The organism is Actinocorallia herbida (genome assembly GCF_003751225.1).
Classification (GTDB): Bacteria; Actinomycetota; Actinomycetes; order Streptosporangiales; family Streptosporangiaceae; genus Actinocorallia; species Actinocorallia herbida.
On the sequence record NZ_RJKE01000001.1, the window covers coordinates 8662992 to 8687768 of the forward strand.

At 71.0% G+C, this 24777-nt stretch carries 26 protein-coding genes; 9 read left to right on the top strand and 17 right to left on the bottom strand.

Going from position 1 to position 24777, the window contains the following annotated elements:
• Positions 1-71 precede the first annotated feature (71 nt).
• The 10 genes from EDD29_RS39290 to EDD29_RS39335 are packed head-to-tail and all read right to left on the bottom strand — an operon-like array spanning position 72 to position 9009.
• A complete protein-coding gene (locus EDD29_RS39290) occupies positions 72-1550 on the bottom strand; it encodes an NADH-quinone oxidoreductase subunit N (RefSeq protein WP_123669244.1) in 1479 nt (492 codons plus the stop codon).
• On the bottom strand, positions 1547-3043 hold the full coding sequence (locus tag EDD29_RS39295) for a complex I subunit 4 family protein (RefSeq protein WP_123669245.1): 1497 nt from the start codon (positions 3041-3043) through the stop codon (positions 1547-1549). The genes EDD29_RS39290 and EDD29_RS39295 overlap by 4 nt, the downstream gene beginning before the upstream one ends.
• Positions 3040-5031: an NADH-quinone oxidoreductase subunit 5 family protein gene (locus EDD29_RS39300; RefSeq protein ID WP_123669246.1), complete on the bottom strand. Its 1992-nt coding sequence runs from the start codon at positions 5029-5031 to the stop codon at positions 3040-3042. The genes EDD29_RS39295 and EDD29_RS39300 overlap by 4 nt, the downstream gene beginning before the upstream one ends.
• The gene (gene nuoK / locus EDD29_RS39305; RefSeq protein ID WP_123669247.1) at positions 5028-5381 is read right to left on the bottom strand and encodes an NADH-quinone oxidoreductase subunit NuoK; all 354 of its coding nucleotides are present in this window, start codon (positions 5379-5381) and stop codon (positions 5028-5030) included. The genes EDD29_RS39300 and nuoK overlap by 4 nt, the downstream gene beginning before the upstream one ends.
• Complete coding sequence (locus tag EDD29_RS39310; protein WP_123669248.1) at positions 5381-5908, bottom strand: NADH-quinone oxidoreductase subunit J family protein; 528 nt, start codon at positions 5906-5908, stop codon at positions 5381-5383. The genes nuoK and EDD29_RS39310 overlap by 1 nt, the downstream gene beginning before the upstream one ends.
• Positions 5905-6393: a NuoI/complex I 23 kDa subunit family protein gene (locus EDD29_RS39315; protein WP_246053237.1), complete on the bottom strand. Its 489-nt coding sequence runs from the start codon at positions 6391-6393 to the stop codon at positions 5905-5907. The genes EDD29_RS39310 and EDD29_RS39315 overlap by 4 nt, the downstream gene beginning before the upstream one ends.
• Positions 6390-7331: a complex I subunit 1/NuoH family protein gene (locus EDD29_RS39320; protein ID WP_123669249.1), complete on the bottom strand. Its 942-nt coding sequence runs from the start codon at positions 7329-7331 to the stop codon at positions 6390-6392. The genes EDD29_RS39315 and EDD29_RS39320 overlap by 4 nt, the downstream gene beginning before the upstream one ends.
• Positions 7324-7872, bottom strand: coding sequence for an NADH-quinone oxidoreductase subunit C (locus EDD29_RS39325; RefSeq protein WP_123669250.1), 549 nt, complete (start codon positions 7870-7872; stop codon positions 7324-7326). The genes EDD29_RS39320 and EDD29_RS39325 overlap by 8 nt, the downstream gene beginning before the upstream one ends.
• Entirely contained in the window at positions 7862-8647 is a 786-nt protein-coding gene (locus EDD29_RS48265) for an NADH-quinone oxidoreductase subunit B (RefSeq protein ID WP_123669251.1), read from the bottom strand. The genes EDD29_RS39325 and EDD29_RS48265 overlap by 11 nt, the downstream gene beginning before the upstream one ends.
• Positions 8638-9009 carry an NADH-quinone oxidoreductase subunit A gene (locus EDD29_RS39335; RefSeq protein ID WP_123669252.1) on the bottom strand — a complete coding sequence of 124 codons (372 nt, stop codon included), beginning with the start codon at positions 9007-9009 and terminating at the stop codon, positions 8638-8640. The genes EDD29_RS48265 and EDD29_RS39335 overlap by 10 nt, the downstream gene beginning before the upstream one ends.
• Before the next feature lie 119 nt (positions 9010-9128).
• Here EDD29_RS39335 and EDD29_RS39340 point away from each other — a divergent pair, with 119 nt between their 5' ends.
• The gene (locus tag EDD29_RS39340; protein WP_123669253.1) at positions 9129-10562 is read left to right on the top strand and encodes a hypothetical protein; all 1434 of its coding nucleotides are present in this window, start codon (positions 9129-9131) and stop codon (positions 10560-10562) included.
• 71 nt (positions 10563-10633) lie between these two features.
• On the opposite strand, the gene EDD29_RS39345 is transcribed toward EDD29_RS39340, so the two are convergent.
• Complete coding sequence (locus EDD29_RS39345; protein ID WP_123669254.1) at positions 10634-11335, bottom strand: SDR family NAD(P)-dependent oxidoreductase; 702 nt, start codon at positions 11333-11335, stop codon at positions 10634-10636.
• Between the two features lie 458 nt (positions 11336-11793).
• Between EDD29_RS39345 and EDD29_RS39350 the strand changes: the two genes are divergently transcribed.
• From EDD29_RS39350 to EDD29_RS39380, 7 genes are all read left to right on the top strand, one after another.
• A complete protein-coding gene (locus EDD29_RS39350) occupies positions 11794-13638 on the top strand; it encodes a 2-oxoacid:acceptor oxidoreductase subunit alpha (protein ID WP_123669255.1) in 1845 nt (614 codons plus the stop codon).
• Between the two features lie 40 nt (positions 13639-13678).
• Positions 13679-14659, top strand: a complete 981-nt coding sequence (locus EDD29_RS39355) for a 2-oxoacid:ferredoxin oxidoreductase subunit beta (protein WP_123670966.1) — start codon at positions 13679-13681, stop codon at positions 14657-14659.
• A 106-nt stretch (positions 14660-14765) separates the two neighbouring features.
• Positions 14766-15269, top strand: a complete 504-nt coding sequence (locus EDD29_RS39360; protein WP_148086244.1) for a SecDF P1 head subdomain-containing protein — start codon at positions 14766-14768, stop codon at positions 15267-15269.
• A gap of 47 nt (positions 15270-15316) precedes the next feature.
• The gene (locus EDD29_RS39365; RefSeq protein ID WP_123669257.1) at positions 15317-15688 is read left to right on the top strand and encodes a DUF937 domain-containing protein; all 372 of its coding nucleotides are present in this window, start codon (positions 15317-15319) and stop codon (positions 15686-15688) included.
• A gap of 62 nt (positions 15689-15750) precedes the next feature.
• On the top strand, positions 15751-18141 hold the full coding sequence (locus tag EDD29_RS39370; RefSeq protein WP_123669258.1) for an alpha/beta fold hydrolase: 2391 nt from the start codon (positions 15751-15753) through the stop codon (positions 18139-18141).
• Entirely contained in the window at positions 18138-18956 is an 819-nt protein-coding gene (locus EDD29_RS39375; RefSeq protein ID WP_123669259.1) for an ABC transporter permease, read from the top strand. Before EDD29_RS39370 ends, EDD29_RS39375 begins: the two co-directional genes overlap by 4 nt.
• A 585-nt stretch (positions 18957-19541) precedes the next feature.
• Entirely contained in the window at positions 19542-21776 is a 2235-nt protein-coding gene (locus EDD29_RS39380) for an esterase-like activity of phytase family protein (protein ID WP_123669260.1), read from the top strand.
• Positions 21777-22031: 255 nt separating this feature from the next.
• On the opposite strand, the gene EDD29_RS39385 is transcribed toward EDD29_RS39380, so the two are convergent.
• The 3 genes from EDD29_RS39385 to EDD29_RS39395 form a co-directional block, all read right to left on the bottom strand.
• Positions 22032-22439: a hypothetical protein gene (locus EDD29_RS39385; protein WP_148086245.1), complete on the bottom strand. Its 408-nt coding sequence runs from the start codon at positions 22437-22439 to the stop codon at positions 22032-22034.
• Positions 22440-22493: 54 nt separating this feature from the next.
• Positions 22494-22706, bottom strand: a complete 213-nt coding sequence (locus EDD29_RS39390) for a hypothetical protein (RefSeq protein ID WP_148086246.1) — start codon at positions 22704-22706, stop codon at positions 22494-22496.
• Between the two features lie 127 nt (positions 22707-22833).
• Complete coding sequence (locus EDD29_RS39395; protein WP_211360148.1) at positions 22834-23454, bottom strand: NADPH-dependent F420 reductase; 621 nt, start codon at positions 23452-23454, stop codon at positions 22834-22836.
• 113 nt (positions 23455-23567) lie between these two features.
• Here EDD29_RS39395 and EDD29_RS39400 point away from each other — a divergent pair, with 113 nt between their 5' ends.
• Entirely contained in the window at positions 23568-23969 is a 402-nt protein-coding gene (locus tag EDD29_RS39400; RefSeq protein WP_123669264.1) for a winged helix-turn-helix transcriptional regulator, read from the top strand.
• A 52-nt stretch (positions 23970-24021) separates the two neighbouring features.
• Here the strand turns inward: EDD29_RS39400 and EDD29_RS39405 are convergent, their stop codons facing one another.
• The 3 genes from EDD29_RS39405 to EDD29_RS47935 all read right to left on the bottom strand — a co-directional run bounded on the left by EDD29_RS39405 (position 24022) and on the right by EDD29_RS47935 (position 24692).
• Positions 24022-24213 (bottom strand): CsbD family protein, encoded by a 192-nt coding sequence (locus EDD29_RS39405; RefSeq protein WP_123669265.1) that lies wholly within the window; start codon positions 24211-24213, stop codon positions 24022-24024.
• A 69-nt stretch (positions 24214-24282) separates the two neighbouring features.
• The gene (locus EDD29_RS39410; protein ID WP_170201747.1) at positions 24283-24537 is read right to left on the bottom strand and encodes a dihydrofolate reductase family protein; all 255 of its coding nucleotides are present in this window, start codon (positions 24535-24537) and stop codon (positions 24283-24285) included.
• A gap of 32 nt (positions 24538-24569) precedes the next feature.
• On the bottom strand, positions 24570-24692 hold the full coding sequence (locus EDD29_RS47935) for a hypothetical protein (RefSeq protein WP_281280987.1): 123 nt from the start codon (positions 24690-24692) through the stop codon (positions 24570-24572).
• Between the last annotated feature and the right edge of the window lie 85 nt (positions 24693-24777).

The following is a 24777-nucleotide window of genomic DNA, read 5'->3' on the forward strand; positions in this document are numbered from 1 at the left end:
ACAACGGAGGGACCTGGGTAAACGTTCCTTGAAGCCCGCCTCACGAGGCGGCTCGCGCCCTTCGCGGCGCGTCAGCCGACGGACAGGGTGGCGTGCAGCAACAGGTTCGGCAGGACCGACAGGAGGACGGCGCCCACGGCGGTGACGCCCAGGGCGACGCGGAACGGGAGGGCCTTGGGCATCGGGGCGTTCTCCCCCTTGCCTTCGGGGGCGAACAGCCGGATAGCCCACACCGCGTAGTAGTAGAGCCCGATGACGGTGTTGAGCGCCATGACGACGGCGAGCCAGACGACGGGACCCGTCATGACCGCCTCGAAGACGACGACCTTGGCGATGAGGCCCATGATGCCCGGAGGCAGTCCGGCGAGGCAGACGAGGAAGAACGCCAGCGCCAGCCCCTCCACAGGGTTCCGCCGCGCGAGTCCCCGGTAGGACTTGAGGAGGTTGCCCTCTTCGCCTTCGCGCCGGCTGGCGAATCCCGTCACGACGGCGAAGGCGCCGAGGTTCATCACCGCGTAGAACCCGAGGTATCCGGCCATCGCGGCGACGGCCACGGTGACGGTGTCCTCGCCGACCGCGAGGGGCGCCAGCATGTACCCCGACTGGGCGACCGAGGACCAGGCGAGCAGCCGGACGGCCTGGGTCTGGCGCAGCGCGAGCACGTTGCCGACGGTCATCGTCAGCGCGGCGAGGACGGCCAGCAGCGGCCCCCAGACATCGCCCCTGGCCGGGAAGGCGAGCGCGACGACCAGGCCGAGCCCGGCGAACCCGCCGGCCTTGGAGACCACCGAGAGGAACGCCGCGACGGGCAGGGGCGCGCCCTGGTAGACGTCGGGCGTCCAGGTGTGGAACGGCACCGCCGCGACCTTGAACGCGAATCCGCAGATCACCAGGACGATCCCGGCGGTCAGCACGGGTTCGAGCTCGGGCGGGACCACCGCGGTGGCGATCCGGTCGAAGTGCAGGGCGCCGGTGGCGCCGTAGACGAGGCTGATCCCGAAGAGCAGCACCGCGGCCGACACGACGGACACGAGCAGCAGCTTCACGGCGGCCTCGGTGGCCCGGCCGTCGTAGCGCTTGAGCGCGACGAGGGCGAAGACGGGCAGCGCGAGGGTCTCCAGCCCGACGGCGAGCAGGACGAGGTCGCGCGCGGCGACGAGGGTCAGCACGCCCGTCACCGAGCACAGGAGGAGGAAGTAGTACTCCCCCAAAGGCACGTTCGCCAGGGTGAGGTCGGCGAGCGACAGCAGTACGACGAGGACGGCCGCGGCCAGCACGATGCCCTGGAAGACGAGCGTGAAGTCGTCCGCCGAGTACGAGCACGAAGGCAAGCCGCCGTCACGCAGCGACGAGGGCACGCAGAAGGTGGTCCGCACCCCTCCGCCCACCAGGGCGAGCACGGCGACGAGCCCGGCGAGGAGGGCCCCGGCCGTCGCCCAGCCCAGGATCCTGCCGCGCACCTCGAACGCCCCGGCCAGCAGCACCGCGACGGCGGCGGCCGCGGTGACCAGGACGGGCGCGACGGCCGCGTAGTCGATCTCCTGGATCATGATCCGGCTCCGATCAGCGCCCGCACCGGGCCGTCCGTGAGGGCCAGCAGGACCTTGGGCCACAGGCCGACGAGCAGGACGAGGACGATGAGCGGCGCCCAGGCCGCCCATTCGGCGGCCCGCACGTCGGCGACCGCGCCGCCCGCCTCCGCACCGGTCGCCCGGCCGTGCGTGATCTTGCGCAGGAGGCGCAGGAAGTACGCGGCGGTGAGGACGGCGCCGAAGGCGGCGACCACCATGAGGACGAGGAAGGTGTCGCGCGGAAGGCCCTCGGCAGGCGAGTAGGCGCCTACGAGCGTCATCATCTCGCCCCAGAATCCGGCGAGCCCCGGCAGCGCGAGGGAGGCGACGCAGGCGAAGGTCAGGACGGACGCGAGACGCGGCGCTCGAGCGAGCATCCCGCCTCCGAGTTCCGTGAGGTCGCCGGTTCCGTAGCGGTCCTTGACCGAGCCCGCGAGGAAGAAGAGCAGGCCGGTGATGAGGCCGTGCGCGATGTTGCCGAAGAGCGCGGCGTTCAGGCCGACCGGGGTGAGGGTGGCGATGCCGAGCAGCACGAAGCCCATGTGCCCGACCGACGAGTAGGCGATCATCCGCTTGAGGTCGGTCTGGGCGAGGCAGGCGAGGGCGCCGTAGACGATCCCGACGGCCGCGAGGACGCCGAGCCAGGGCGCCCAGTAGGCCGCGCCTTCAGGTGCCGCGGGGACGGCGATCCGGACCAGCCCGTAGGTGCCCATCTTCAGCAGGACGCCCGCGAGGAGCACGGAGCCGACCGTGGGCGCCTCGGTGTGCGCGTCGGGCAGCCAGGTGTGCAGCGGCCAGATCGGCGCCTTCACCGCGAGCCCCAGGCCCACCAGCGCGAACGCCGCGATCTGGACGCCGTGCGGCAGCGCGCGGCCCTGCTGCCCGGCCAGCGCGATCATGTCGAAGGTGCGGGCGTGCCATCCGATGAGGACGAGCCCGGCGAGCAGGAGCGCCGAGCCCGCGAGGGTGAAGAGCAGGAACTTGTAGGCGGCGTGCTTGCGCCGCGGCCCGCCCCACAGGGCGATGACCGCGAACATCGGCAGCAGCACGATCTCGAAGAAGACGAAGAACAGCACGAGGTCGAGCGCCAGGAACGTGCCGATCATCCCGACTTCCAGGATGAGCAGAAGGCTGGTGAGCAGCCCCGCGTTCGCGACCTCGCGCCGGCCGAGGTGGACGAAGCACAGGAACACCAGCAGGGCGGTCAGCACGACCAGCGGCAGCGACACCCCGTCGATGCCGAGGTGGAACCTGACGCTCAGCGCGCTGATCCAGGGCTCGTTCATGCGCTGCTGCATCCGCGCGGGGGTGCCGTAGTCGAACGCGGCGACCTGCACCAGCGCCATGGCCAGCACGAAGCCCGCCGCGTAGCGCCCGAACCCGATCGGGTCGCGGGCGATGAACCCGATGCGCAGGTGCGGCAGGACCGCCGCGACGAGGGGGATCCAGAGGAGGTGGACGAGGGTGCTCATGTCAGGGCCACCACCGCGAGGACGAGGAACACGGCTCCGGCGAGCACGCCGGTGAGGTAGGTCTGCGGGTTGCCGTTCTGCGGCAGCCGCGCCAGCCTGCCCGCGAAGCGAACCGCCGGCACGGACGACTCCACGACCCGGTCGACCACGTGGGTGTCGAGTCCGCGTACTCCCTTGGCCAGGAGACGGACAGGGCGCACGATCGTAAGGTCGTACAGCTCGTCCACGTAGAACGCCCGCTCGAACGGTCCGCGTAGGAATCCCAGCCGGGAGGCGGGGTCGCGGGCGGGGTCGTCACGCCACGACAGGTACACCGCCGCGGTGCCCGCGGCGGTGAACAGCAGGCCCATCGCGGCGGGCGCGAGGTGCGGCCGCAGGTCCTCGACGCCGAGCCCGGCGAACCCCAGGACGAGGGACGCCCCGGCGAGCAGGACGACGGGCCACTTCATCGCGCCGGGCGCCTCGTGGGCCTCCCTGGCCGGACCGAGGAAGGTGAGCAGCCACGCCCGGGTCGAGTACGCGGCGGTCAGCGCGATCGTGGCGAGGAGGCTGAGGTACAGCGCCCAGGCCACCCATCCGGGGAGCCCTATGCCCCCGTGCAGCGCGTTGTCCTGGACGTGCTCCAGCACCGCGTCCTTGGAGAAGAACCCGGACGTCGGAGGCACCCCGGCGAGGGCGAGGTATCCGATCGTCATCGACACGAACGTGTACGGCATCGCCTTGGCGAGCCCGCCCATGTCGGCGAGGAGGTTGGACCCCACGGCGTGGATGACGCAGCCCGCGGCGAGGAACAGCAGGGCCTTGAAGGCCCCGTGCGTGATCAGGTGGAACATGGCCGACGACTTCGCTCCGACCGCGAGGCCCGCGGCCATCACCGCGAGCTGGCTGATGGTCGAGTAGGCGAGCACCCGCTTGAGGTCGGGCTGGGCGAGCGCGGCGAGGGCCGAGCCGAGCATGGAGACCGCCGCGAGCACGCCGAGGACGGCCAGGGCGGTCGGCGCGGCGAGGAACACCCCGTACAGGCGGGCCACGAGGTAGACGCCCGCGGCGACCATCGTGGCCGCGTGGATGAGCGCGCTGATCGGGGTGGGGCCCGCCATCGCGTCGGGGAGCCAGGTGTGCAGCGGGAAGAGCGCGCTCTTTCCCGCGACGCCGCACAGCACCAGCAGGGCCGCCGCCAGGAGCGTCCCGGAAGGCAGGGAGTCGACCTTCGCCAGGACCGTGGCGATGTCGAAGCTCCCGGCGCCCACGCCGAGCACGATGAAGCCCAGGAGGAGGCCCGCGTCTCCGATCCGCGTCACGAGGAACGCCTTGACCGCGGCCCGCGAGCCCGTCTTCTCCTCCCAGTGGTGGCCGACCAGGAAGTACGAGCAGACGCCCATGATCTCCCAGCCGACGTACAGCACCACGAGGTCGCTCGCGTAGACGACGACGAGCATCGCCGACGTGAACAGCGACACGAACGCCGCGTAGGAGGAGTACCGGGGTTCGTCGCGCATGTACGCGACGGAGTAGACCTGCACGGCGAGCGCGACGAGCCCGACGAGGACGCCCAGCAGAGCGGCGAGCCCGTCTATCGACAGGCCGACGGAGATCTCCGGGCCGCCGGTGGGGATCGTCGTGAGGGTGCTCCGGCGCACGCCCGGGCTCAGCCAGGCGGTAAGGCCGACGACGATGGTGAGCGCCGCGGCGAGCACCGTAGGCAGCACCGCGAAGATGACCGGCCCCAGCGCGCCCCGGGAGCCGCCGCCGGGGGCGGTGCCGACGCCGGGCAGCCCTTCGGCAGGCACAGGGGCGCCCGGGACCGACGGCTCGGCCTCCACGTGCGCCTCGGCGCCGCGCGCCTCGGTCGGCCGGACGGGCGGGACGGGCGCGGCGGTGCGCAGGCCCACCTCGGCGAGGCGCCGGGTGGCCCACGGTCCGAGCAGCAGCCCGAGCAGCGCGCCGAGGAACGGCAGGGCGATCGCCTGCGCGGCGAGGACGGTCACCGGGCCTCCCCGCCGGGGACGGAGGCCGGCTCCGCCGGAAGGTCCGACTCGCGCAGTGTGTCCTGGAGGTCCACGTCGATGTTCCCCCGGTTGCGGAACAGCAGAAGCACGATCGCGAGGCCGAGGCCGACCTCGGCGGCCGCGATGACGATGGTGAACAGCGCGAGCACCTGGCCGCCGTGCAGCACGTCCTTCACCCACACGTCGAACGCGACGAGGTTGATGTTGACCGCGTTCAGCATCAGCTCGGCCGACATCAGCACGAGGATCGCGTTGCGCCTGGCCAGCACCCCGTAGACGCCGACGGCGAACAGCAGCGCGGCGAACACCGCGGGATAGGCGACGGACATCAGCCCTCCTCCGGCGTCCGGGAGCGCGCGGCGCGCTTGGCCTTCGACAGCACGATCGCGCCGACGAGCGCGGCGAGCAGCAGCACCGACAGCACCTCGAACGGCAGCACCCACTGCCGGAACACCGCGGCGCCGATCGCCTCGCCCGAGCCGCCGCCCGGCTCCAGTTCGATCCGCGCGTCCTTGAACCCGCGCCACAGGACCGTCACGAGCACGACGGCGGTAGCGGCGGCCACGACGAGGGCCCAGGGCCGGTTCGGGGAGTCGAGGCCCGCAGCGGGGCCCACGGGCGCGCGGGTGAGCATGATGCCGAAGAGCAGCAGCACCACGATCGACCCGACGTAGATGAGCACCTGGACCCAGGCGACGAACTCGGCGGTGAGCACGAGGTACATCCCGGCGACCGCGCCGAAGCACACCACGAGCCACAGCGCCGCGTGCACGATCTGCTTCGTCGTCACCGTGACGACGCCCGCGGCGACCGCGACGACGCCGAGCGCGGTGAACACGATCTCGGCGGTCGTCACCGCAGCTCCTTCGGAGGGTCGGCGTTGGGCTCGTGGGCGGGCGGCGGCGGCACCGTCCACATCCACTCGCGCAGCCGCTCCCGCTCGTGGGTCAGCTCGGCGATGTCATAGGCCGCGTACTCGAACTCCGGCGACCAGAACAGCGCGTCGAACGGGCAGACCTCGACGCAGATCCCGCAGTACATGCACAGCGCGTAGTCGATGGCGAACCTGTCGAGCGTGTTGCGGGCGCGAGGCCGGGCCGAGCCTTCGGCGGGCAGCGTCTCCTTGTGCGAGTCGATGTAGATGCACCAGTCCGGGCATTCCCTGGCGCACAGCATGCAGACGGTGCAGTTCTCCTCGAACAGCGCGATCACCCCGCGCGAGCGCGGCGCGAGATCGGGCGACACGTCCGGATACTGCCGGGTGACCGACCGCTTCATCATCGTCCGCAGCGTCACCGCGAGGCCCTTGGCCAGGCCGAGTCCCGCTCTCCGCCCGCTCACGCCAGCACCACCTTCACCACACCGGTCAGCGCGAGCTGCGCCAGGGAGATCGGCACGAGCCACACCCAGGCGAGCCGCTGGAGCTGGTCCTCGCGCATCCGGGGGAACGACACCCGCACCCAGATGACGACGAAGGCCAGCGCGAAGATCTTGATCAGGGTCCACACGACATCGGGAAGGAAAGGCCCCTTCCACCCGCCGAGATACAGCACGGTCGTCAGCGAGCAGAGCACCAGGATGCCGGCGTACTCGGCGAGCAGGAAGAACGCGAAGCGCAGCCCCCCGTACTCGGTGTACGGCCCGAAGATGACCTCGGAGTCGGCGACCGGCATGTCGAACGGCGGCCTGCGCAGCTCCGCGAGGCCCGCGACGAAGAACACCGCGGCCGCGCCCGCCTGCCAGAACAGCCAGTACCAGCGCCACTCCTCGACGATCCCCGACAGGCTCAGCGTCCCCGCCGCCATCGCGAACGACGCGGCGGCCAGCACCATCGGCAGCTCGTAGGAGACGAGCTGCGCCGCCACCCGCATGCCGCCGAGCAGCGAGTACTTGTTGGCCGACGCCCAGCCCGCCATGATCGAGCCGATCACGCCGATGCCCATGACGGCCAGCGCGAAGAACAGCCCGAGCGACAGATCGACCGCGACCTGCCCCGGCCCGACCGGGACGACGGCGAGCACGACCAGGTACGGCACGAGCGCGACGCCGGGGGCGAGCAGGAAGACGCGCCGGTCGGCCCGCGCGGGGACCGTGTCCTCCTTCTGCGCGAACTTGACCCCGTCGGCGATGAGCTGGGCCCAGCCGTGGAAGCCGCCCGCGTACATCGGCCCCAGGCGGCCCTGCATGTGCGCCATCACCTTGTGCTCGGCCTGGCCGATGACCAGCGGCAGCGTGAGGAAGGCGACGGTGACGAGGACGAGCGCGACGACATCACGCATTGGGCCCCCAGCCTTGCGGGACGCCCGGCGGAAGGTTCTTGCGCCGGGAAGGCGCGCCGCCGCCCTCTCCCGGCTCCTTCGCCCCCGGCCACGGCTTCACGACGCGCGCGGCGAGCACGAAGTCCTTGCGCAGCGGGTGGCCCTCGAACCCGTCGGGCAGCAGCAGCGGCACGAGGTTCGGATGGCCCTCGAAGACGATCCCGAACATCTCGCACGTCTCGCGCTCGTGCCAGTCCGCGCCGCGGTAGACCCCGGCGGCCGACGCGAGGACGGGCGCCTCCTTCGGCAGCAGCGTGCGCAGGAGAAGGTGGTGACGGCCCTCAAGCGAGTACACGTGGACGACGACGCGGAAGCCCTCGTCGAGCTCGTCGACGCCGGTGAGGAAGTCGAAGAACCCGCACCCCAGCTCGTCGCGGGCGAACGTGAGCGCCTCCACCCAGACGCCGGAAGGCACGTCGACGGTCGGTTCGCCAAGGTTCGTCGTGGTGGCCGCGTCCGGGAATTCCGCCCAGAACCTCTCGTGGAGCTCCTCAGGCGTCATCGGCGGGCCATCCCGGGATGATCGAGTAGTCGCTGACCCGATTCGGCCGCGTCCGCCCTGATCCCGTGCCAGGGACGTCGAGCGGCCGCGTGTCGAGGATCTGCATGTCGATGGTCTGCGTGTCGGGGGTGTCCTGGGCCTCGATCCCCTGCGGCACCGCCACGATCCCCTGCGTGGGCGCGTCGTTCTCGGCCAGCAGCTCCGGCACGGGTTGCAGCGGTCGGCGCAGTGCGCTCGCCGGCGCGTCCCAGACGGGCGGCGGAGGCTGCGGCCCGGAGTACCGGTCGCCGAGGGACTCCCCGGCGATCTTCTCCTGGAGCCTGACGATCCCGTGCAGCAGCGCCTCGGGCCGGGGCGGGCAGCCGGGCACGTACACGTCCACCGGGATGATCTGGTCGACGCCCTTGGTCACGCAGTAAGAGTCCCAGTACGGACCGCCGCAGTTGGCGCACGACCCGAACGAGATGACGTACTTCGGCTCGGGCATCTGCTCGTACAGCCGCCGGATCGCGGGCGCCATCTTGTCGGTGACGGTCCCGGACACCACCATGAGGTCGGCCTGCCGAGGTCCCGGCGCGAACGGGATGACGCCGAGCCGCATGAAGTCGTGCCTGGCCATCGACGCCGCGATGAACTCGATCGCACAGCAGGCGAGGCCGAAGTTGAACACCCACAGCGAGTACCGGCGCCCCCAGTTGAGCACGAACTTGACCGGTTGCGGCGCGAGCTTCGACAGGGGCCCCACGGACGGTTCGGGAAGGTCGACTACACCCACGTCAGGACTCCCTTCTTGTAGGCGTAGAGGAGCCCGGTCGCGAGGAAGCCGAGGAAGACGAACATCTCCACGAGCGTGAGGCCGCCGAACCCGTCGAGGCTGAAGACGGTCGCCCACGGGAACAGGAATATGGCGTCCACGGCGAACACGACGTACAGGTACGTGAACACGTAGTACCGGACATAGGACTGGGCCCAGCCTTCGCCGACCGGGTCGACGCCGCACTCATAGGTCGTGAGCTTCTCGGGCGTGGGCCGGTGCGGCCGCAGGAGCCGGTTCGCGCCGAGGCCGCCCGCGACGATCCCTCCGCCGATGAGGAAGAGGATCGCGACGAGGGCGTAGGAGCCGTAGTAGTCGCGCACTCAGGCACTGTAGACCGTCGCAGGGAACCAACGCCGCGCGCGATGCATCCATCTTTACGGATCAATGAGACGAACATAGGGTCTCGCCAGGAACACGTGTTATACGGGGTGGTGCGGGCATGGCGCAGGGTCCGGAGCAGCAGGGCTGGCAGCCCCAGCCTCAAGGATGGGGCGGGCCTTCCGGCGGGCAGCCTCCACAGCAGCCTTTCGACGAGCAGGGGAACCCCTCGGGGCAGCCCCCGCAGCAGGGTCCGCAAGGGCAGCCGGGCACTCCTCCGCCCTGGACCCCGCCGCCCTTCCAGGGGCCTCCCGGCCAGTACCCGCCGCAGGGCGGCGGCCAGTTCCCGCCAGGCGGGCAGTTCCCCCAGGGCCAGTACCCGCCGCAGGGCGGGCAGTTCCCTCCGGGCGGCCAGTTCCCCCAGGGCGTCCCTCCGCAGGGCGGGTTCCCCGGCGCTTACCCGCCGCCGCGCTCGGGCCGCAAGCCGCTCGTCGCGCTCTTCTCGGCGATCGGCGCGGTCATCGTCGTGCTCGCGGTCGTCGCGATCGCGGTGTGGACCGGCGGCGACGAGCCCGCCAAGCCGCTGACCGCGGAGCAGAAGAGGGCCGCGGCCGCCGAGTTCCTCAGCGGGGTCCGCGGGCTGCGCTACACCGGCGACTTCACCTCCGACACGACGCCCGTGCAGGCCGACCTGTCGGTGACGCACGCGGGCACCGCGACGGGCACCCTCACCGTCTACGGCCAGTCGATGGACATGATGCTGCTCGACGGCGACATGTACGTGAAGGCGCCCAAGGCGTTCTGGGTGACCCAGCCGGAGGCCGGCGAGCAGGTCGCGCCGGATTACGCCGACAAGTGGGCCAAGGCGCCGAAGTCACTGCGCGGCTTCGACATCCGCGCGCTGCTCGTCCCCGGCGCGCTCGGCCAGAGCCTCGGCCAGGCCGCGCCGACGGTCGTGCCCTCCGGCCAGCCGACGGCCCAGGCGGCGGCCGGCGGCGTGCCGTCCCTGTCCTTCGAGGGCGGCGACGCCCAGTACCTCGTCAGCGACAAGGCCCCGCACCGCCTCACCCATGTGAAGACGGGGGGCGACGACTCCTTCTCCTTCACCGTCACCGAAGTCGACACCGCCGCCCTGAGCGCCCTGTACGACGGCGTCCTCGACAAGGTGAAGAACGAATTGATCGGCGCGCTCGACCCGTACTCGCCGATCAGCCGGTCGGGGCTGTCGTCCGCCAACGGCTGCACGGAGTCGAAGTGCGACGTCGAGCAGTCCTTCGTCAACGACGGCGCCACGGCCTGGGTGAAGTACCACGCGGAGGTCTCGACGGACAAGGCGGGCACCAAGCCGATCGGCGAGTGCACGAAGTCCGTGAAGATCACCAAGGGCAAGACGGCGCTCAAGTGCTCCGTCGCCGGGGCCGCGTGGAAGAAGTGGGTGCGGTCGCTCGACGGCGGCTCCGGCGACTTCTACAGCTACGGCTGGGTGCAGGTCGAGTCGGTCTCCGGCGCCCGCGCCGCGACGATCGTCTCGGAGATCGAGAAGGAGCGCGGCTGACGCGCCTCCCCAGAACCGCCGCGGCGGCCGGCCCCCGACGAAGGGGACGGCCGCCGCGCCTCGTTCCGGGGTCACCAGGGGACGGCGCCCGCGTCCTCCAGGTGGGCGCCGGTCGGCGCGTCGGGGTCGAGCGCCAGCGCGATCGCGATCGCCGCGCCCTCGGCCGCCGTGCGCGGGCCGGGCAGCCCGTGCAGCTCGGTCGCGCAGTACCCGGGGTTGACCGCGTTGACCTTGACGGACGTGTCGGCCAGCTCCTTGGCGTAGGAGATCGTGATCATGTTCACGGCCGCCTTGGAGGCGTTGTAGGCCAGCAGGTTGAACCCGTAGTTCGGATCGGCCGGGTCGGACATCCGGGTCATCGACCCCAGCTCACTGGAAAGGTTGACGATCCGGGCCGCGGCCGAGGCGCGCAGCAGCGGGAGCATCGCGTTGGTGACGGCCACCAGGCCGAAGACGTTCGTCTCGAAGGTGTCCTTGAGGTCGTCCAGGGGGCTCTGGCTGGGCACCATGTTGTGCTCCAGCCGCAGGATGCCCGCGTTGTTGACGAGGATGTCCAGGGCGCCGTGCTCGCTCGTGATCTGTGCCGCCGCGGCGGCGACCGACTCCGGCGAGGTCACGTCCAGCGGGACGAATCCCGCGCCAAGGTCGGCGGCCGCCTTCCGGCCCTTGGTCTCGTCCCTGGCTCCGATGATGACTTCCACGTCCCGCGCGAGGAGTCCCCGGGCGGTCTCGTAGCCGATGCCTCTGCTCGCACCGGTGATGAGGGCGATCATGGATCACAAGATAGGTTTAGTGATCCCCTTCACAGCGGGTACGGAGCGAAATTTCAGGTTAATTCCGATCAGTGATCACGCTGTGTGCCGAAAGCGATTCAGATCACACCCGGAACGGGCTTGCGGGCAGGGCAGGCAGGAACCCCACTTGGCCGGTTCGGTACATTGGTAGAGCACTGGTCGGCTCTCGGCGCGGGGTCCTCAGTGCCCGGGTGCGCACACGGCCGCGGCGTGGCCGATACCAGCTCATCCGGGTCGTCATAACATAAGCCCAAAGCCCTAGTAGCCCTCCTGCCTCGGGGGTCCCTCAGCCCGCGGCGTCAGAGCTGCGCCGTCGAGAAAGGCCTTCCTCCGTTGATCGAGCGGAGCGAGTTCCCCGCACACCCAGCACGCAACGTCACGGTGCCCACCGCAACGGCTGTGTTCAACGCGCCCACAGCGCCCGCCAAGGAGGCGCAGTGACCAAACAGGTCCAGCAGCTCGACCGTGTCATCATCCGTTTCGCCGGCGACTCCGGTGACGGCATGCAGCTGACCGGTGACAGGTTCACCGCCGACTCGGCGGAGTTCGGCAACGACATCTCGACCCTGCCCAACTACCCGGCGGAGATCCGCGCACCCGCCGGGACCATCCCGGGCGTCTCCAGCTTCCAGCTGCACTTCGCCGACCACGACATCATGACGCCCGGCGACGCGCCGAACGTCCTGGTGGCGATGAACCCCGCGGCGTTGAAGGCCAACCTCGGCGACCTGCCCAAGGGCGCCGACGTGATCGTCAACACCGACGAGTTCAGCAAGCGCAACCTGGTCAAGGTCGGCTACGCGGCGAGCCCCGTCGAGGACGGCTCGCTGAACGACTACCGGGTGCACGCGCTGCCGCTGACCTCGATGACGGTCAAGGCGCTCGAGGACTTCGACCTCACCAAGAAGGACAAGGAACGGGCGAAGAACATGTTCGCCCTGGGCCTGCTGTCCTGGCTCTACCACCGGCCGATCGAGGGCACGATCTCCTTCCTCGAGAAGAAGTTCGCCAAGAAGCCCGAGATCATGAAGGCCAACGTGGCCGCCTTCCAGGCGGGCTGGAGCTTCGGTGAGACCACCGAGGACTTCGTGAACTCCTACGAGGTCAAGCCCGCGACCCTGGAGCCGGGCCTCTACCGCCAGATCACCGGCAACACGGCCCTCGCGTGGGGCCTGGTCGCCGCGGGCGAGCGGTCCGGTCTCGACGTGTTCCTCGGCTCCTACCCGATCACCCCGGCCACGGACATCCTGCACGAGCTGTCGAAGTTCAAGAACTTCGGCGTCCGCACGTTCCAGGCCGAGGACGAGATCGCCGCGATCGGCGCGGCGCTGGGCGCCTCGTTCGGCGGCGCGCTCGGCCTCACCACCACGTCCGGTCCGGGTGTGGCGCTGAAGGCCGAGACGATCGGCCTCGCCGTGTCCGTCGAACTGCCGCTGCTGATCGTGAACGTGCAGCGCTCCGGCCCGTCCACGGGCATGCCGACCAAGACCGAGCAGGCCGACCTGCTCCAGGCCATGTTCGGCCGCAACGGCGAGTCCCCGGTGCCGATCGTCGCGCCGCTCTCGCCGTCCGACTGCTTCTTCGCCGCGATCGAGGCCGCACGGATCGCGGTGAAGTACCGGACCCCGGTCTTCATCCTCTCGGACGGGTACCTCGCCAACGGCTCCGAGCCGTGGAAGCTGCCCGAGGTCGCCGACCTTCCGGTGATCGAGGCGAACTTCGCCGAGCCGGACCAGGTCGACTTCCAGCCCTTCAAGCGCGACCCCGAGACGCTGGCCCGCCCCTGGGCCGTCCCGGGCACGACGGGCCTGGAACACCGGATCGGCGGGCTGGAGAAGGCCGACGGCTCCGGCAACATCTCCTACGATCCGGCCAACCACGACCTCATGACCCGGCTCCGCCAGGCCAAGGTCGACGGCATCGCCAACGACATCGAGCCGCTGCGGGTCGAGGACCCGGACGGCGACGCCAAGGTCCTCGTGCTCGGCTGGGGAGGCACCTACGGCGCCATCTCCGCGGCCGTCCGCCGGGTCCGCAAGGCGGGCGGGAAGGTCGCACAGGCACACGTGCGGCACCTCAACCCGTTCCCGGCGAACATGGCCGAAGTGCTCAAGTCCTACGACAAGGTGATCGTGCCCGAGATCAACCTCGGACAGCTCGCCACGCTGCTGCGCAGCAAGTACCTGATCGACGTGGTCGGCTACAACCGCGTCCGCGGTCTCCCCTTCAAGGCGGAGGAACTCGCCGACGTGATCCGGGATGTGATCAACAGTGACTCTTGACGCCCTCTCACTCGTGCCCAAGTCCGACGTGAAGCTCTCCATGAAGGACTTCAAGTCGGACCAGGAGGTCCGGTGGTGCCCCGGTTGCGGGGACTACGCGATCCTCGCCGCGGTTCAGGGCTTCATGCCCGAACTGGGGATCAAGCGCGAGAACACCGTGTTCATCTCGGGCATCGGCTGCTCCTCCCGGTTCCCGTACTACATGAACACCTTCGGGTTCCACTCGATCCACGGGCGCGCCCCGGCGATCGCGACGGGCCTCGCCTCGGCCCGGCAGGACCTGTCGGTGTGGGTGGTCACCGGTGACGGCGACTCGCTGTCCATCGGCGGCAACCACCTGATCCACGCGCTGCGCCGCAACGTCAACATCAAGATCCTGCTGTTCAACAACCGGATCTACGGGCTGACCAAGGGCCAGTACTCGCCGACCTCCGAGACCGGCAAGGTCACCAAGTCCAGCCCGATGGGCTCGGTCGACAGCCCCTTCAACCCGATCTCCCTGGCGATCGGCGCGGAGGGCGCGTTCATCGCCCGGACCATCGACTCCGACCGTCAGCACCTCCAGTCGGTGCTGCGGGCGGCGGCCGAGCACAAGGGCTCGGCACTGGTGGAGATCTACCAGAACTGCAACATCTTCAACGACGGCGCCTACGAGCCGCTGAAGGACTCCGAGCAGCGCGACGACATCACGCTGCGCCTGGAGCACGGCCAGCCGCTCATCTACGGCAAGGACCGCGACAAGGCCCTCGTCCGCGACGGGTTCGGCTTCAAGGTCGGCAGCCCGGACGACCCGGACGTGGTGATCCACGACGCGCACACCACGAACCCGTCCCTGGCGTTCGCGCTGTCGCGGCTGGACCAGCCGGCGTTCACCCACGTGCCGATCGGCGTGTTCCGCTCGGCGCCGCGGGCGTCCTACGACTCCCTGCTGAACGAGCAGGTGGCCGAGGCCAAGGCCACGCAGGGCAAGGGCGACCTCGCCGCGCTGCTGGCCAGCGGGGACACCTGGCGCGTCGACTGACGCCGTCCTGAGGCTCCCTGGGGCCCGGACATCCCTTCCGAACGAAGGGGTGACCGGGCCCTTCCCGTGTTGCGGCACCCCCGCGGTCTTCTGCGACAATCGGCCGATGCGGAGACCGCCGAGGACCCTGATGATCACCTCGATCGTCGTCATCGCGCTGGCCGCCTGCGCGGTGGCGCTCACCGGGGTGCTGCTGTCGATCGCGCGCCAGCCCCGCGTCGACCTCGCGGAGCCGCTGCTGATCTACCCGGTGTCCCAGCACACGCAGGGCGTCTGCCCCGTCGACGCGCTGGGCTTCGCGGGCCCCGAGCCGTCCTGCTACCAGGTGGTGGAGGACGGGATCGAGGTCAAGCGGGTCAGCGCGGTGGACGTGCAGGCGCTTCCGGACGGCACCTACGGGGTGGTCCTGCACCTGCTGACGGGCGACCGGGGCGAGTTCGAGAGCCTGACGGGCAAGGCCGCGGGCAAGCAGCTCGTCCTCGTCGTGTCCGGGCGGGTGGTGACCGCGCCGACCGTGGACGCGCCGATCAAGGGCGGCCGGGTCATGCTGACCGGCCAGTTCAGCCAGGCCGGCGCCGATCAGCTGGCGTACGAGCTCACCGGAAAGTGACCGGCCCTTGGGGCTGGCCCTCCGTGCCGCAGGGCATCGCTCCTCGTATGACCCAGAGGTTCGACGAAGAGACCCTGATGTGGCTCGAAGAGGAGTCGGCGGGCGGCGGCTCGTCCTCCGGCAAGAAGATCGCCGCGATGGCCGGGGGCGGCATCGTCGGCACCGCGGTCCTGGGCAAGGCGCTGGCCCCGGTGGCCAAGCGGCTGGCCCGCAAGACCGGACTGCCGCAGAGCCAGGTGCAGATGCTGCTGACGGCGGCGGCCCCGGTGATCATCAGCGCGGTGAGCGCGATCGTGGCCAAGCGCAAGCAGCAGCAGAACGTGCAGGGCGAGGTGATCCAGAACGGCGTGTCCTCGCCGGAAACGGGCGGGCACAAGGAGGCCAAGGGCCTTCTGGGCACGCACCGGCACCGCCGCTGATCAGGGTCGCTCCGCCGGGCGTTTGATCTCCCTCTTACGCGGTGCCGCGTAGCATCACGCGCATGAGGCGGTGGGTCGCGGGCGCGGCCGTGGCGGGCCTCGTCGCGGCCGGCGGGGGCGGATACGTCCTCCTGCGCGACGACGGCCCCGAGGTGGTCCAGGAAGACGCGCGGATCGACGTCGTCGACGGTCCGCGCGACGAGGAGCGGATCACGCTCGACGCGACCTTCTACCGGCCGACGGGCGCCGGGAAGGTCCCCGCGGTGCTCCTCGCGCACGGCTTCGGCGGCTCCAAGCGCTCCCAGGCCGCGGCGGCGCGGGATCTCGCCGAGCGCGGCTACGCGGTGCTGACCTGGTCGGCCCGTGGTTTCGGCGCGTCGGGCGGTCAGATCGCGCTCAACTCCCCGGACTACGAGGTCAAGGACACCAGGCAGCTCATCGACTGGCTGGGCAAGCGCCCCGAGGTGCTCCAGGACGCCCCGGGCGACCCGCGCGTCGGCATGGCGGGCCCGTCCTACGGCGGCGCGATCTCCCTGCTGACCGCGGCCTACGACGACCGGGTGGACGCCCTGGTCCCGTCCATCACCTGGCACGACCTGTCCGAGGCGCTGCTGCCCGACGGGGTGTTCAAGAAGCTGTGGGCGGGGCTGTTCTTCACCGGCGAGTCGGACGGATCCACCGCCTGTGGACGGTTCCGGCCCGAGCTGTGCGCGATGTACCAGCGGATCGCCCAGACCGGCGAGGCCACCGAGGAGGACGTCGCCCTGCTGCGGGCCTCTTCCCCGTCGACCGCTCCGCCCGTCAAGGCGCCGACTCTCCTTATCCAGGGCCAGAGCGACTCTCTCTTCCCCCTCGACCACGCCGACGCCAACGCGCGCCGGGCCGCGGGCCCCGTCTCCGTCGTCTGGTACCAGGGCGGCCACGACGGCGGTGACGCCGAGGCCCCTCTGCTCACCGATCTCACCGCGACCTTCTTCGACGACCACCTGAAGGGCCTCGACTCGGAGCCGGCCGCGGCCTTCACCGTCAGCCGGGCGACCGGGGTGGACTCCACGAACGGGCGGACCTGGCTGCGCGCGGCGACCTCCCCGACCTATCCGGGCCTGTCCTCGACGCCCCGGGCAATGCCCGTGGAGGGCGACGAGCAGACCGTCCAGAACCCCGCGGGCGGCGTCCCCGCGGCCATCTCCGCGCTGCCCGGCCTCGGCGGCCTGAGCGCGCTGGGCTCCTCGCTCGGGTCCCTCGGTGCGGACTTCGCCTCGCCAGGGCAGAGCGCCTCCTTCACCACGGAGCCTTTGGCGGAGTCCCTGCGGGTGACGGGCGCGCCGCGCCTGACCGTCAAGGTCGACCGGGCCGCCACCCTCTTCGCGAAGGTCTACGACGTCACCCCCGAGGGCGCCGCCGCGCTCGCCCGGCGGATCGCCGCGCCCGTCAGGCTGACCGAGGCCGGGGAGGCGGAGGTCGTCCTTCCGGCGATCGACTACGACTTCGCGCGCGGCCACCGGGTCAGGATCGTGCTCTCCACGACCGACCAGGGCTTCGCGAGCCCGCTCGCCCCCGCCACCTACAAGATCTCGGCGGTCTCGGCCCTCACGCTCCCGACCGTGCCCGGCCTGGCCACCCCCGCGGGGCGGCCTCCGGCCTGGGTGTGGGCGCTGCCCCTCGGCGCGCTCGTGGTCGCCGGGGCGCTGGTGTTCCGGCGCAGGCCCAAGAACAGCTTCGACCCCGCGCTCGCCGAGGTGCCGCTGCGGATCGACGGCCTCACCAAGACCTACTCCAACGGGTTCAAAGCGGTCGACGATCTGTCCTTCAAGGTCGAGAAGGGCCAGGTCCTCGGACTGCTGGGCCCCAACGGCGCGGGGAAGACGACGACTCTGCGGATGCTCATGGGGCTCATCCATCCCGAGGGCGGCGAGATCCGGATCTTCGGCCACAAGGTGACGCCGGGGGCCGCGGTGCTGCGCAGGCTCGGCTCGTTCGTCGAGGGCCCGGGGTTCCTTCCGCATCTGTCCGGCCGCGACAACCTGACCCTGTACTGGCGGGCCACCGGACGTCCCTTCGCCGAGGCCCACCTCGAAGAGGCCCTTGAGGTGGCGGACCTCGGCGAGGAGGCGCTGGCCCGCCCCGTCCGGACGTACTCGCAGGGCATGCGGGCCCGGCTGGCGATCGCCCAGGCGATGCTCGGCCTCCCGGACCTCCTGGTCCTCGACGAGCCGACGAACGGCCTCGACCCGCCGCAGATCCGCGCGATGCGCGAGGTCCTGGTGGACTACGCCGCGCGCGGCCGCACCGTGATCGTCTCCAGCCACCTCCTCAGCGAGGTCGAGCAGACCTGCAGCCACGTCGTGGTGATGACCCGCGGCGCGAAGGTCGCCGACGGCCCGGTCGAGGAGATCGTCGGAGGCCGCGGCCTGGAGAACGTGTTCCTGGAGATCATCGGAGGGGGCGTATGAGCCGGGCGCTGCCCCTGCGGGTCGAGGCGGTGCGCCAGTTCCGGCGGCGCCGGACGCTGGTGGCCTTCGGGCTGCTGCTCGCGCTGCCGTGGATCCTCATCCTGGCGTTCCAGTTCGGCGGCGAGGGCGACGCGCCGGACGGGCGGATCTCGCTGGTGGACGTGGCGACGACGGGCGGGCTGAACTTCGCCCTGTTCTCGCTGTTCGTGGCGACGGGCTTCCTGCTGGTCGTGGCGGTCGCGCTGTTCTGCGGCGACACGGTGGCCAGCGAGGCCGGCTGGTCGTCGCTGCGCTATCTGCTGGCCGCGCCCGTCCCGCGCGACAGGCTGCTGCGGCAGAAGCTGATCGTGGCGCTCGGGTACGCGGCGGCCGCGGTGCTGACACTGCCGGTGATGGCGCTGCTGGCGGGCACCCTGGTCTTCGGCTGGACGGACGTGACGATCCCGACGGGCGGGACCTTCCCCGCCGAGGCGGCCTTCGGCCGGATGGCGATCATCGCGGGGTACGCGCTGGTCTCCCAGCTCGTCGTCGCGGCGGTGGCGTTCCTGCTGTCGGTGAGCACCGACTCGCCGCTCGGCGCGGTGGGCGGGGCCGTCGGCATGGTGATCATCTGCAACATCCTGGACGCGGTGGAGGCCCTCGGCTCCTGGCGGGACGTGCTGCCGACCCGCTACATGTACGCCTGGATGGACGCGCTCCAGCCCGAGATCCAGTGGACGGGCATGGCCAAGGGGGCCGCCCTGTCCGTCTCGTACGCGCTCATCCTGTTCGCGCTGGCCTTCCGGCGCTTCCGCGCCAAGGACATCACCTCCTGACGGCCGCCTGAACCGGCGGGGCCGCCACACGCCGCCGCAGTCCCGTTGCCCGGGCTTCCTCCCCGTTCGGAAGAAGCCCGGGCAATCCGCTGTTTATAACGAGGTGTCAGTGGGGTATTCCACGGCCAAAGAGCGTACGGGGATCATCCGGAAACCCCCTGCGTGCCGACGGGAAGAGACCATACGATCACCTTGCGTGACACCCACCACCATAAATTCGGATGAAGTAGCAGCAAACCGTGCGTAAGCTCAGCACAACCCACGGCAGTCGCGGGACCGAACGCGAAGTTCCGCCGAGGGTGAACACTCCGGCCGATTAGCGGCCTGTCTCCGAGGGGAGATGATCGAAATGGCAAGGCAGCAGCAGATCGTCAAGCTTCCGCGTGTCCCCCGCAAGCCCACCACCGACCTCGACCTCCGCACTCCTTCCGGTCGCGTTCTCCCTTACTGAGCCCCGGCTCGGTCGCCCCACCTTCGCCCCGGCGATACTCCGCAGCCCTTTCAGGTCCCGGTAGCCGAGTGTTCACCTGGACTTATCCGTCGGCTGGAAGGGTCGTTCCGTTTGAATACGGAACGGAGTACTTCATGCGCCTTCGCATGCGTCTGTCGGCCGGAGCGCTCGCGAGCGCCGCGTTGGTCGCCGGGCTGAGCCCCGCCGCGCACGCGGGCGGCAAGGACCCGCTGTTCGAGCGGGTCGCGACCTACCCGGTGTTCCAGAACCTGCCCGCGGGCGCCGACCCCGCCGACGAGACCGTCGCGGAGATCAGCGCGGTCACCGAGGACGGCAGGACCCTCATCTACACCGACGCCCCGGGCGAGCGCGTCGGCTTCCTCGACCTCTCCAAGCCGGGCTCTCCCAAGGGCCTCGGCACCCTGGCGACCGAGGGGGGCCAGCCGACCTCCGTCGCCGTCGTCGGCGCCTACGCCCTGATCGTCATCGACACGAGCGAGAGCTTCACCGCCCCGTCCGGCCGGGTCGACGTCGTGCGCATCGCCGACCGCACCCTCGTGCGCAGCATCGACCTCGGCGGCCAGCCCGACTCGATCGCCGTGAAGGGCAAGTACGCGGCCATCGCGATGGAGAACCAGCGCGACGAGGACGTCGCCCCCGAGGGCGGCGAAGAAGGCGACCTGCCTCAGGCCCCCGCCGGATTCCTCCAGATCCTCGACCTCAAGGGCGCGAACCCGTCGTCTTGGGGCGTGCGCAAGGTCCCCTTCACCAAGGCCGACGGAAGCGCACTGCCCGCCTTCACCGCCGCCGGGATCGACACCCCCTCGGACCCCGAGCCCGAGTACGTCTCGATCAACGGGCGCGGCCGCGTCGCCGTCACCCTCCAGGAGAACAACGGCGTCGCGATCGTCGACCTGGCCTCCGGCCGGATCGAGAAGGTCTTCTCCACCGGGAAGGTCACGGTGTCCGGTGTGGACACCGAGGAGGACGGCGTCCTCTCCCCGACCGGCACGATCACCGACGTGCCGCGCGAGCCCGACGCGATCTCCTGGGTCGACGACGCGACCCTCGCGACCGCCAACGAGGGCGACTGGAAGGGCGGCAGCCGCGGCTGGACCGTCTTCTCCGCGTCCGGCAAGGTCCTGTGGGACGCCGGGAACTCCTTCGAGCGGCTGGCGCTCCAGCACGGGCACGCCAACGACGACAGGTCGGAGAACAAGGGCACCGAGCCCGAGGGCCTGACCGTCGGGACCTTCCAGGGCAAGCGGTACGCCTTCGTCGGATCCGAGCGCTCGAACTTCGTCGCGGTCTACGACCTGAGCCGGCCGTCCCGGCCCCGGTTCGTGCAGTTCCTCGCCACGAACGCCGGGCCGGAGGGGCTGCTCGCGGTCCCGTCGCGCGGCATGTTCATCGTCTCCTCCGAGACCGACGACGCCTCGGTGGGCGTCCGCGCGGGCGTCCAGGTGTTCCGGCTCGGCGAGCCGTCGACGCCCGGCCTGATCTCCGCGACGGGCAGGGACGGCACGCCGATCGGCTGGGGCGCCCTGTCGGGCCTGTCCGCCGAGCCGGGCAGCCGCGACGGCCTGTACGCGATCTCCGACAACGCCTACGCGCCGACCAGGATCTACTCGATCGACACCGACGAGACCCCCGCGGTGATCACCTCGGCCCTGACCGTCACCAAGGACGGCGCCCCCGCCGCCTATGACGCCGAAGGGATCGCGGCCCGTCGATCCGGCGGGTTCTGGCTGGCCAACGAGGGCGCCAAGGGTCCGGGGAACCTCCTGGTCGAGGTGGACGCCAAGGGCGCGGTCACCCGCGAGGTCGCGCTGCCGGCCGACATCACGTCCCGGATGGGCGCGCAGGGCCTTGAGGGCGTGACCGTCACCGGGTCCGGCGCCGCCGAGACCGTCTGGGTGACGCTCCAGCGGCCGCTCACCGGCGACCCGGCGAACACCGTCCGGATCGGGCGGTTCGCCCCGGCGACGGGCACCTGGTCGTGGTTCGGGTACCCGATCGAGCCGTCGGCGTCGACCGCCAACTGGAACGGGCTGTCGGAGATCACCGCCTATGACGGGCGGCTGATCGTCGTCGAGCGCGACAAGGCGTCCGGCACGGCCGCCGCGCACAAGAAGCTGTACTCCGTCGCGCTGCCCACCGGCGAGCCGGCGGGGCTGCCCGTGCTCCAGAAGACCCTCGTGCGGGACCTGCTGCCCGACCTCGCCTCCCTGGGCGGCTGGGTGCAGGAGAAGGTCGAGGGCTTCGCCGTCACGGGCGCCGGCCGTCCGTGGATCGTCACCGACAACGACGCGGTCCAGGACGCCACCGGCGAGACGGTGTTCCTGTCCTTCACCAAGCGCCTGCGCTGACGCTCCCCCAAGGAATCCCCGCTCGAACCCGGGCGGGGATTCCGCCTTTCGCAGACCTCGCGCGGCGGCCTGCGCGACACGAGGAACCCGCGGAAGGCCCCGGTCGCCAGAGCGGCGGCGAGCGGCGTCAGCGGGAAGGCACGACCCGGCGTGAAGCCGACGCGCCATCTGTCACGCATGGGTGCACCTGCTCTGCACCGGGTGCGCCGGATTCGCCCGGTGTCCTTTTGCAGAGTGAGAGGACCGTATATCCGGTCAGTCCACAACGTCGATGGTGAGTTTCAGGTCCTGCTTCCCGGTCGGCCTCTCCCTGGCCCTGCGATAGGGGGCGTCGTCGTTCGCGACGAGTTCGCGGTCGCCGAGCGGGCGGGAGAGCGGGATCTCGAAGACTCGCGCGACGCCTGCCAGGAGGCACGGCTCGTCGCCGCCTTCGATGAAGACGCCGATCCTGACCTTCTCCGGGGATTCCTCGACCTGCGCGTGCGCTTCCTTATCGCAGAGACCGGTGGTCGCCTCTAGGAGGACCGTCCTGCCGCCGTCGGGGACCCAGGCCGTCACTTCGTCGTCCTTCGGCAGCAGCTCGTCTCCGGGCGGCTGGCCCGCGCATCCCGCGACGAGGACCGCGACCGCCAGCGGGATTGCTAGGACTTTTCCTTTTCGCACGGAAAAGGAGCGTAGGGATTATTCACCCGGCGTGCTGCGAAAGCGGCATCGCCGTCAGAGGATGACCCAGAGCGCCGATTCCACGCAGAGACCCAGGACGGCGAGCGGGGCGAGCGCGTCGAGGACGCGGCGCGGGCGGACGCCCCGGACGACCAGCGCCTCGAAGAGCGTCAGCGTCCCGGCGATCCCGAACACGGCACCGAGCCACGCCGCCCATCCGTCGCCGCCCGACGCCAGCACGAGCAGGAATCCTAGGGCGGCTGCCACCGAGCCTGCCCTGTACATGTTGCTTGCTACTTCGACCCCCATGTCCGTTATGACGCCATCGCCGTGCCGTCCGATCGAACGCCGCGAGGCTGCGGACAGCCCTACCCCGAATAACGGACATCCGCACTCACCGTGCGACGGAGAAGGCGAAGGGCACCGGGCCCAGCGCGCGCACGAGGTCCCCGACCATCAGGACGAAGGACTCGGGCCCGCGGGCCGTCTCCACGCCCCCGAGGTCGACGACCGCCCGGTCCGGCCAGCCCAGGTCGCGCAGCAGCCCCCGGACGACGTCCTTGGCCGCGGGGTCGTCACCGGAAAGGAAGACGTCGGGCGGGACGGGGAGGGAGCCGGGGGCGGCCATGAGCGAGACGTGCGCGGTGTTCAGCGCCTTGACCACCCGGGACCCGGGCAGCACCCGCTGGAGCTCCGCGGCGAGGCTCCCACCCGGATACCGCAGCGCCACGGCGAACCCCACCGGATCCGGCACCACCGCGTTGGCGACGTCGAGCACCACCTTGCCCTGCAGCTCGCGGGACAGGCCGGCCAGCACGTCGAGGGAGACGTCGCCCGGCAGCGCGTTCACGACCACGTCGGCCGCCCCTGCCGCCTCGCGCGGCGCGACCGCCCGCACGCCGGGCACGTCCCACCCGGCGGGGCTCCGCGCGCCCACCACGACCTCGCGGCCAGCCGCGCGCAGCCCCGCCGCCAGCGCTCGGGCCACCCCGCCCGCGCCGAGAATCCCGATCACCGTCGACCACCCCATACTCGTTTCGAGGACGCTTCCGGCGCCGACCCTAGGCGTCGCCGGAGGCCCCGCGGCAGTACGCACCCGCAAGTGCGCAACGCACCCGGAGGAGACCGATGACCACCCTCAGCGCCGCCGCCCGCCGCGCCGCGGCCCGCGCCGACCACCTCGACCGCGCCGCCGCGTGCCCCGCCAACCGGCTGCTGGACCGGCTCGGCGACAAATGGGCGCCGCTGGTCCTGCGGGCGCTCGCGGACGGGCCGCTCCGCTACAACGCGCTGTCCCGGACCGTCGCGGGGGCCAGCCAGAAGATGCTCACCCAGACCCTGCGCGCCCTCGAACGCGACGGGTTCCTCCGCCGCACCGCGGCCCCCGGCGTCCCGGCCCGGGTGGACTACGCCCTGACGCCCCTGGCCGAGAGCCTCCTGCCCCTCCTGGACTCCCTCGCGTCGTGGGCCGAGGAGAACATGCCGCGCGTCGACCGCTCCCGGGCCGCCTACGACACCCGTCGCGGCTGACCTCCGCATGGTGACGGCCGGGACGGAAAGCCGCCCCGGCCGTCACCGATGATCACTTGCCGCGGTGCCGGAGGTCCTTCGCGGCATCCTTCAGATGCTCGCCCGCCTGCTTGGCGCTGCCCTTGATCCGGTCCACCCGCCCCTCGTCCTTCATCGACTTGTCATGGGTGGCCTTGCCCGTCGCCTCCTTGGCATGCCCCTTCATCTGCTCGGCTTTGTTCTTCATCTTGTCCAGGAACCCCATGTCCCCACCCCCTAGGAAAAGTCCTTACCTAGAGGCCCCTTCCCCACAAGGCGTGATCAATGCGAACACTCACCCCGATATCGGCCGGTAGTGAAGCATCACACTTCCCGAGGCGAAGACCCTGGTAGAGGTCAGCTCGAGGGGAATCCGGCGGGCCACGGTGCGCAGCACGGACCTGCCCGCGCCCAGGATGACCGGATGGATCATGATCCGCAGCTCGTCGACCAGGCCGAGCTCGAGGAGGCTCGCGGTCAGCTTCGCGCTGCCGAAGATCGCGATGTCCTTGCCCGGCAGCGCCTTGAGCGCCGCGACCCCCTCACCCACGTCCCCCCTCGACCGCTCCCCGCAACAGGGGTTCACGGGACCCGCGTGCGGAACCAAACGACGAGTTCCGCACCCAGCGCCGCGGCGAGCCGATCCAGCACCGCCAGGGGGACGATCCCGCCGCACTCGAACCGCACCACGGCCGACTGCGTCATCCCCGCCTCATCCACCGGCCGACCATCGACGCAGCAATGTGATCCCTTCCGTCAACGTCCCGGCATCGAACGGTTCCAGAGGGCG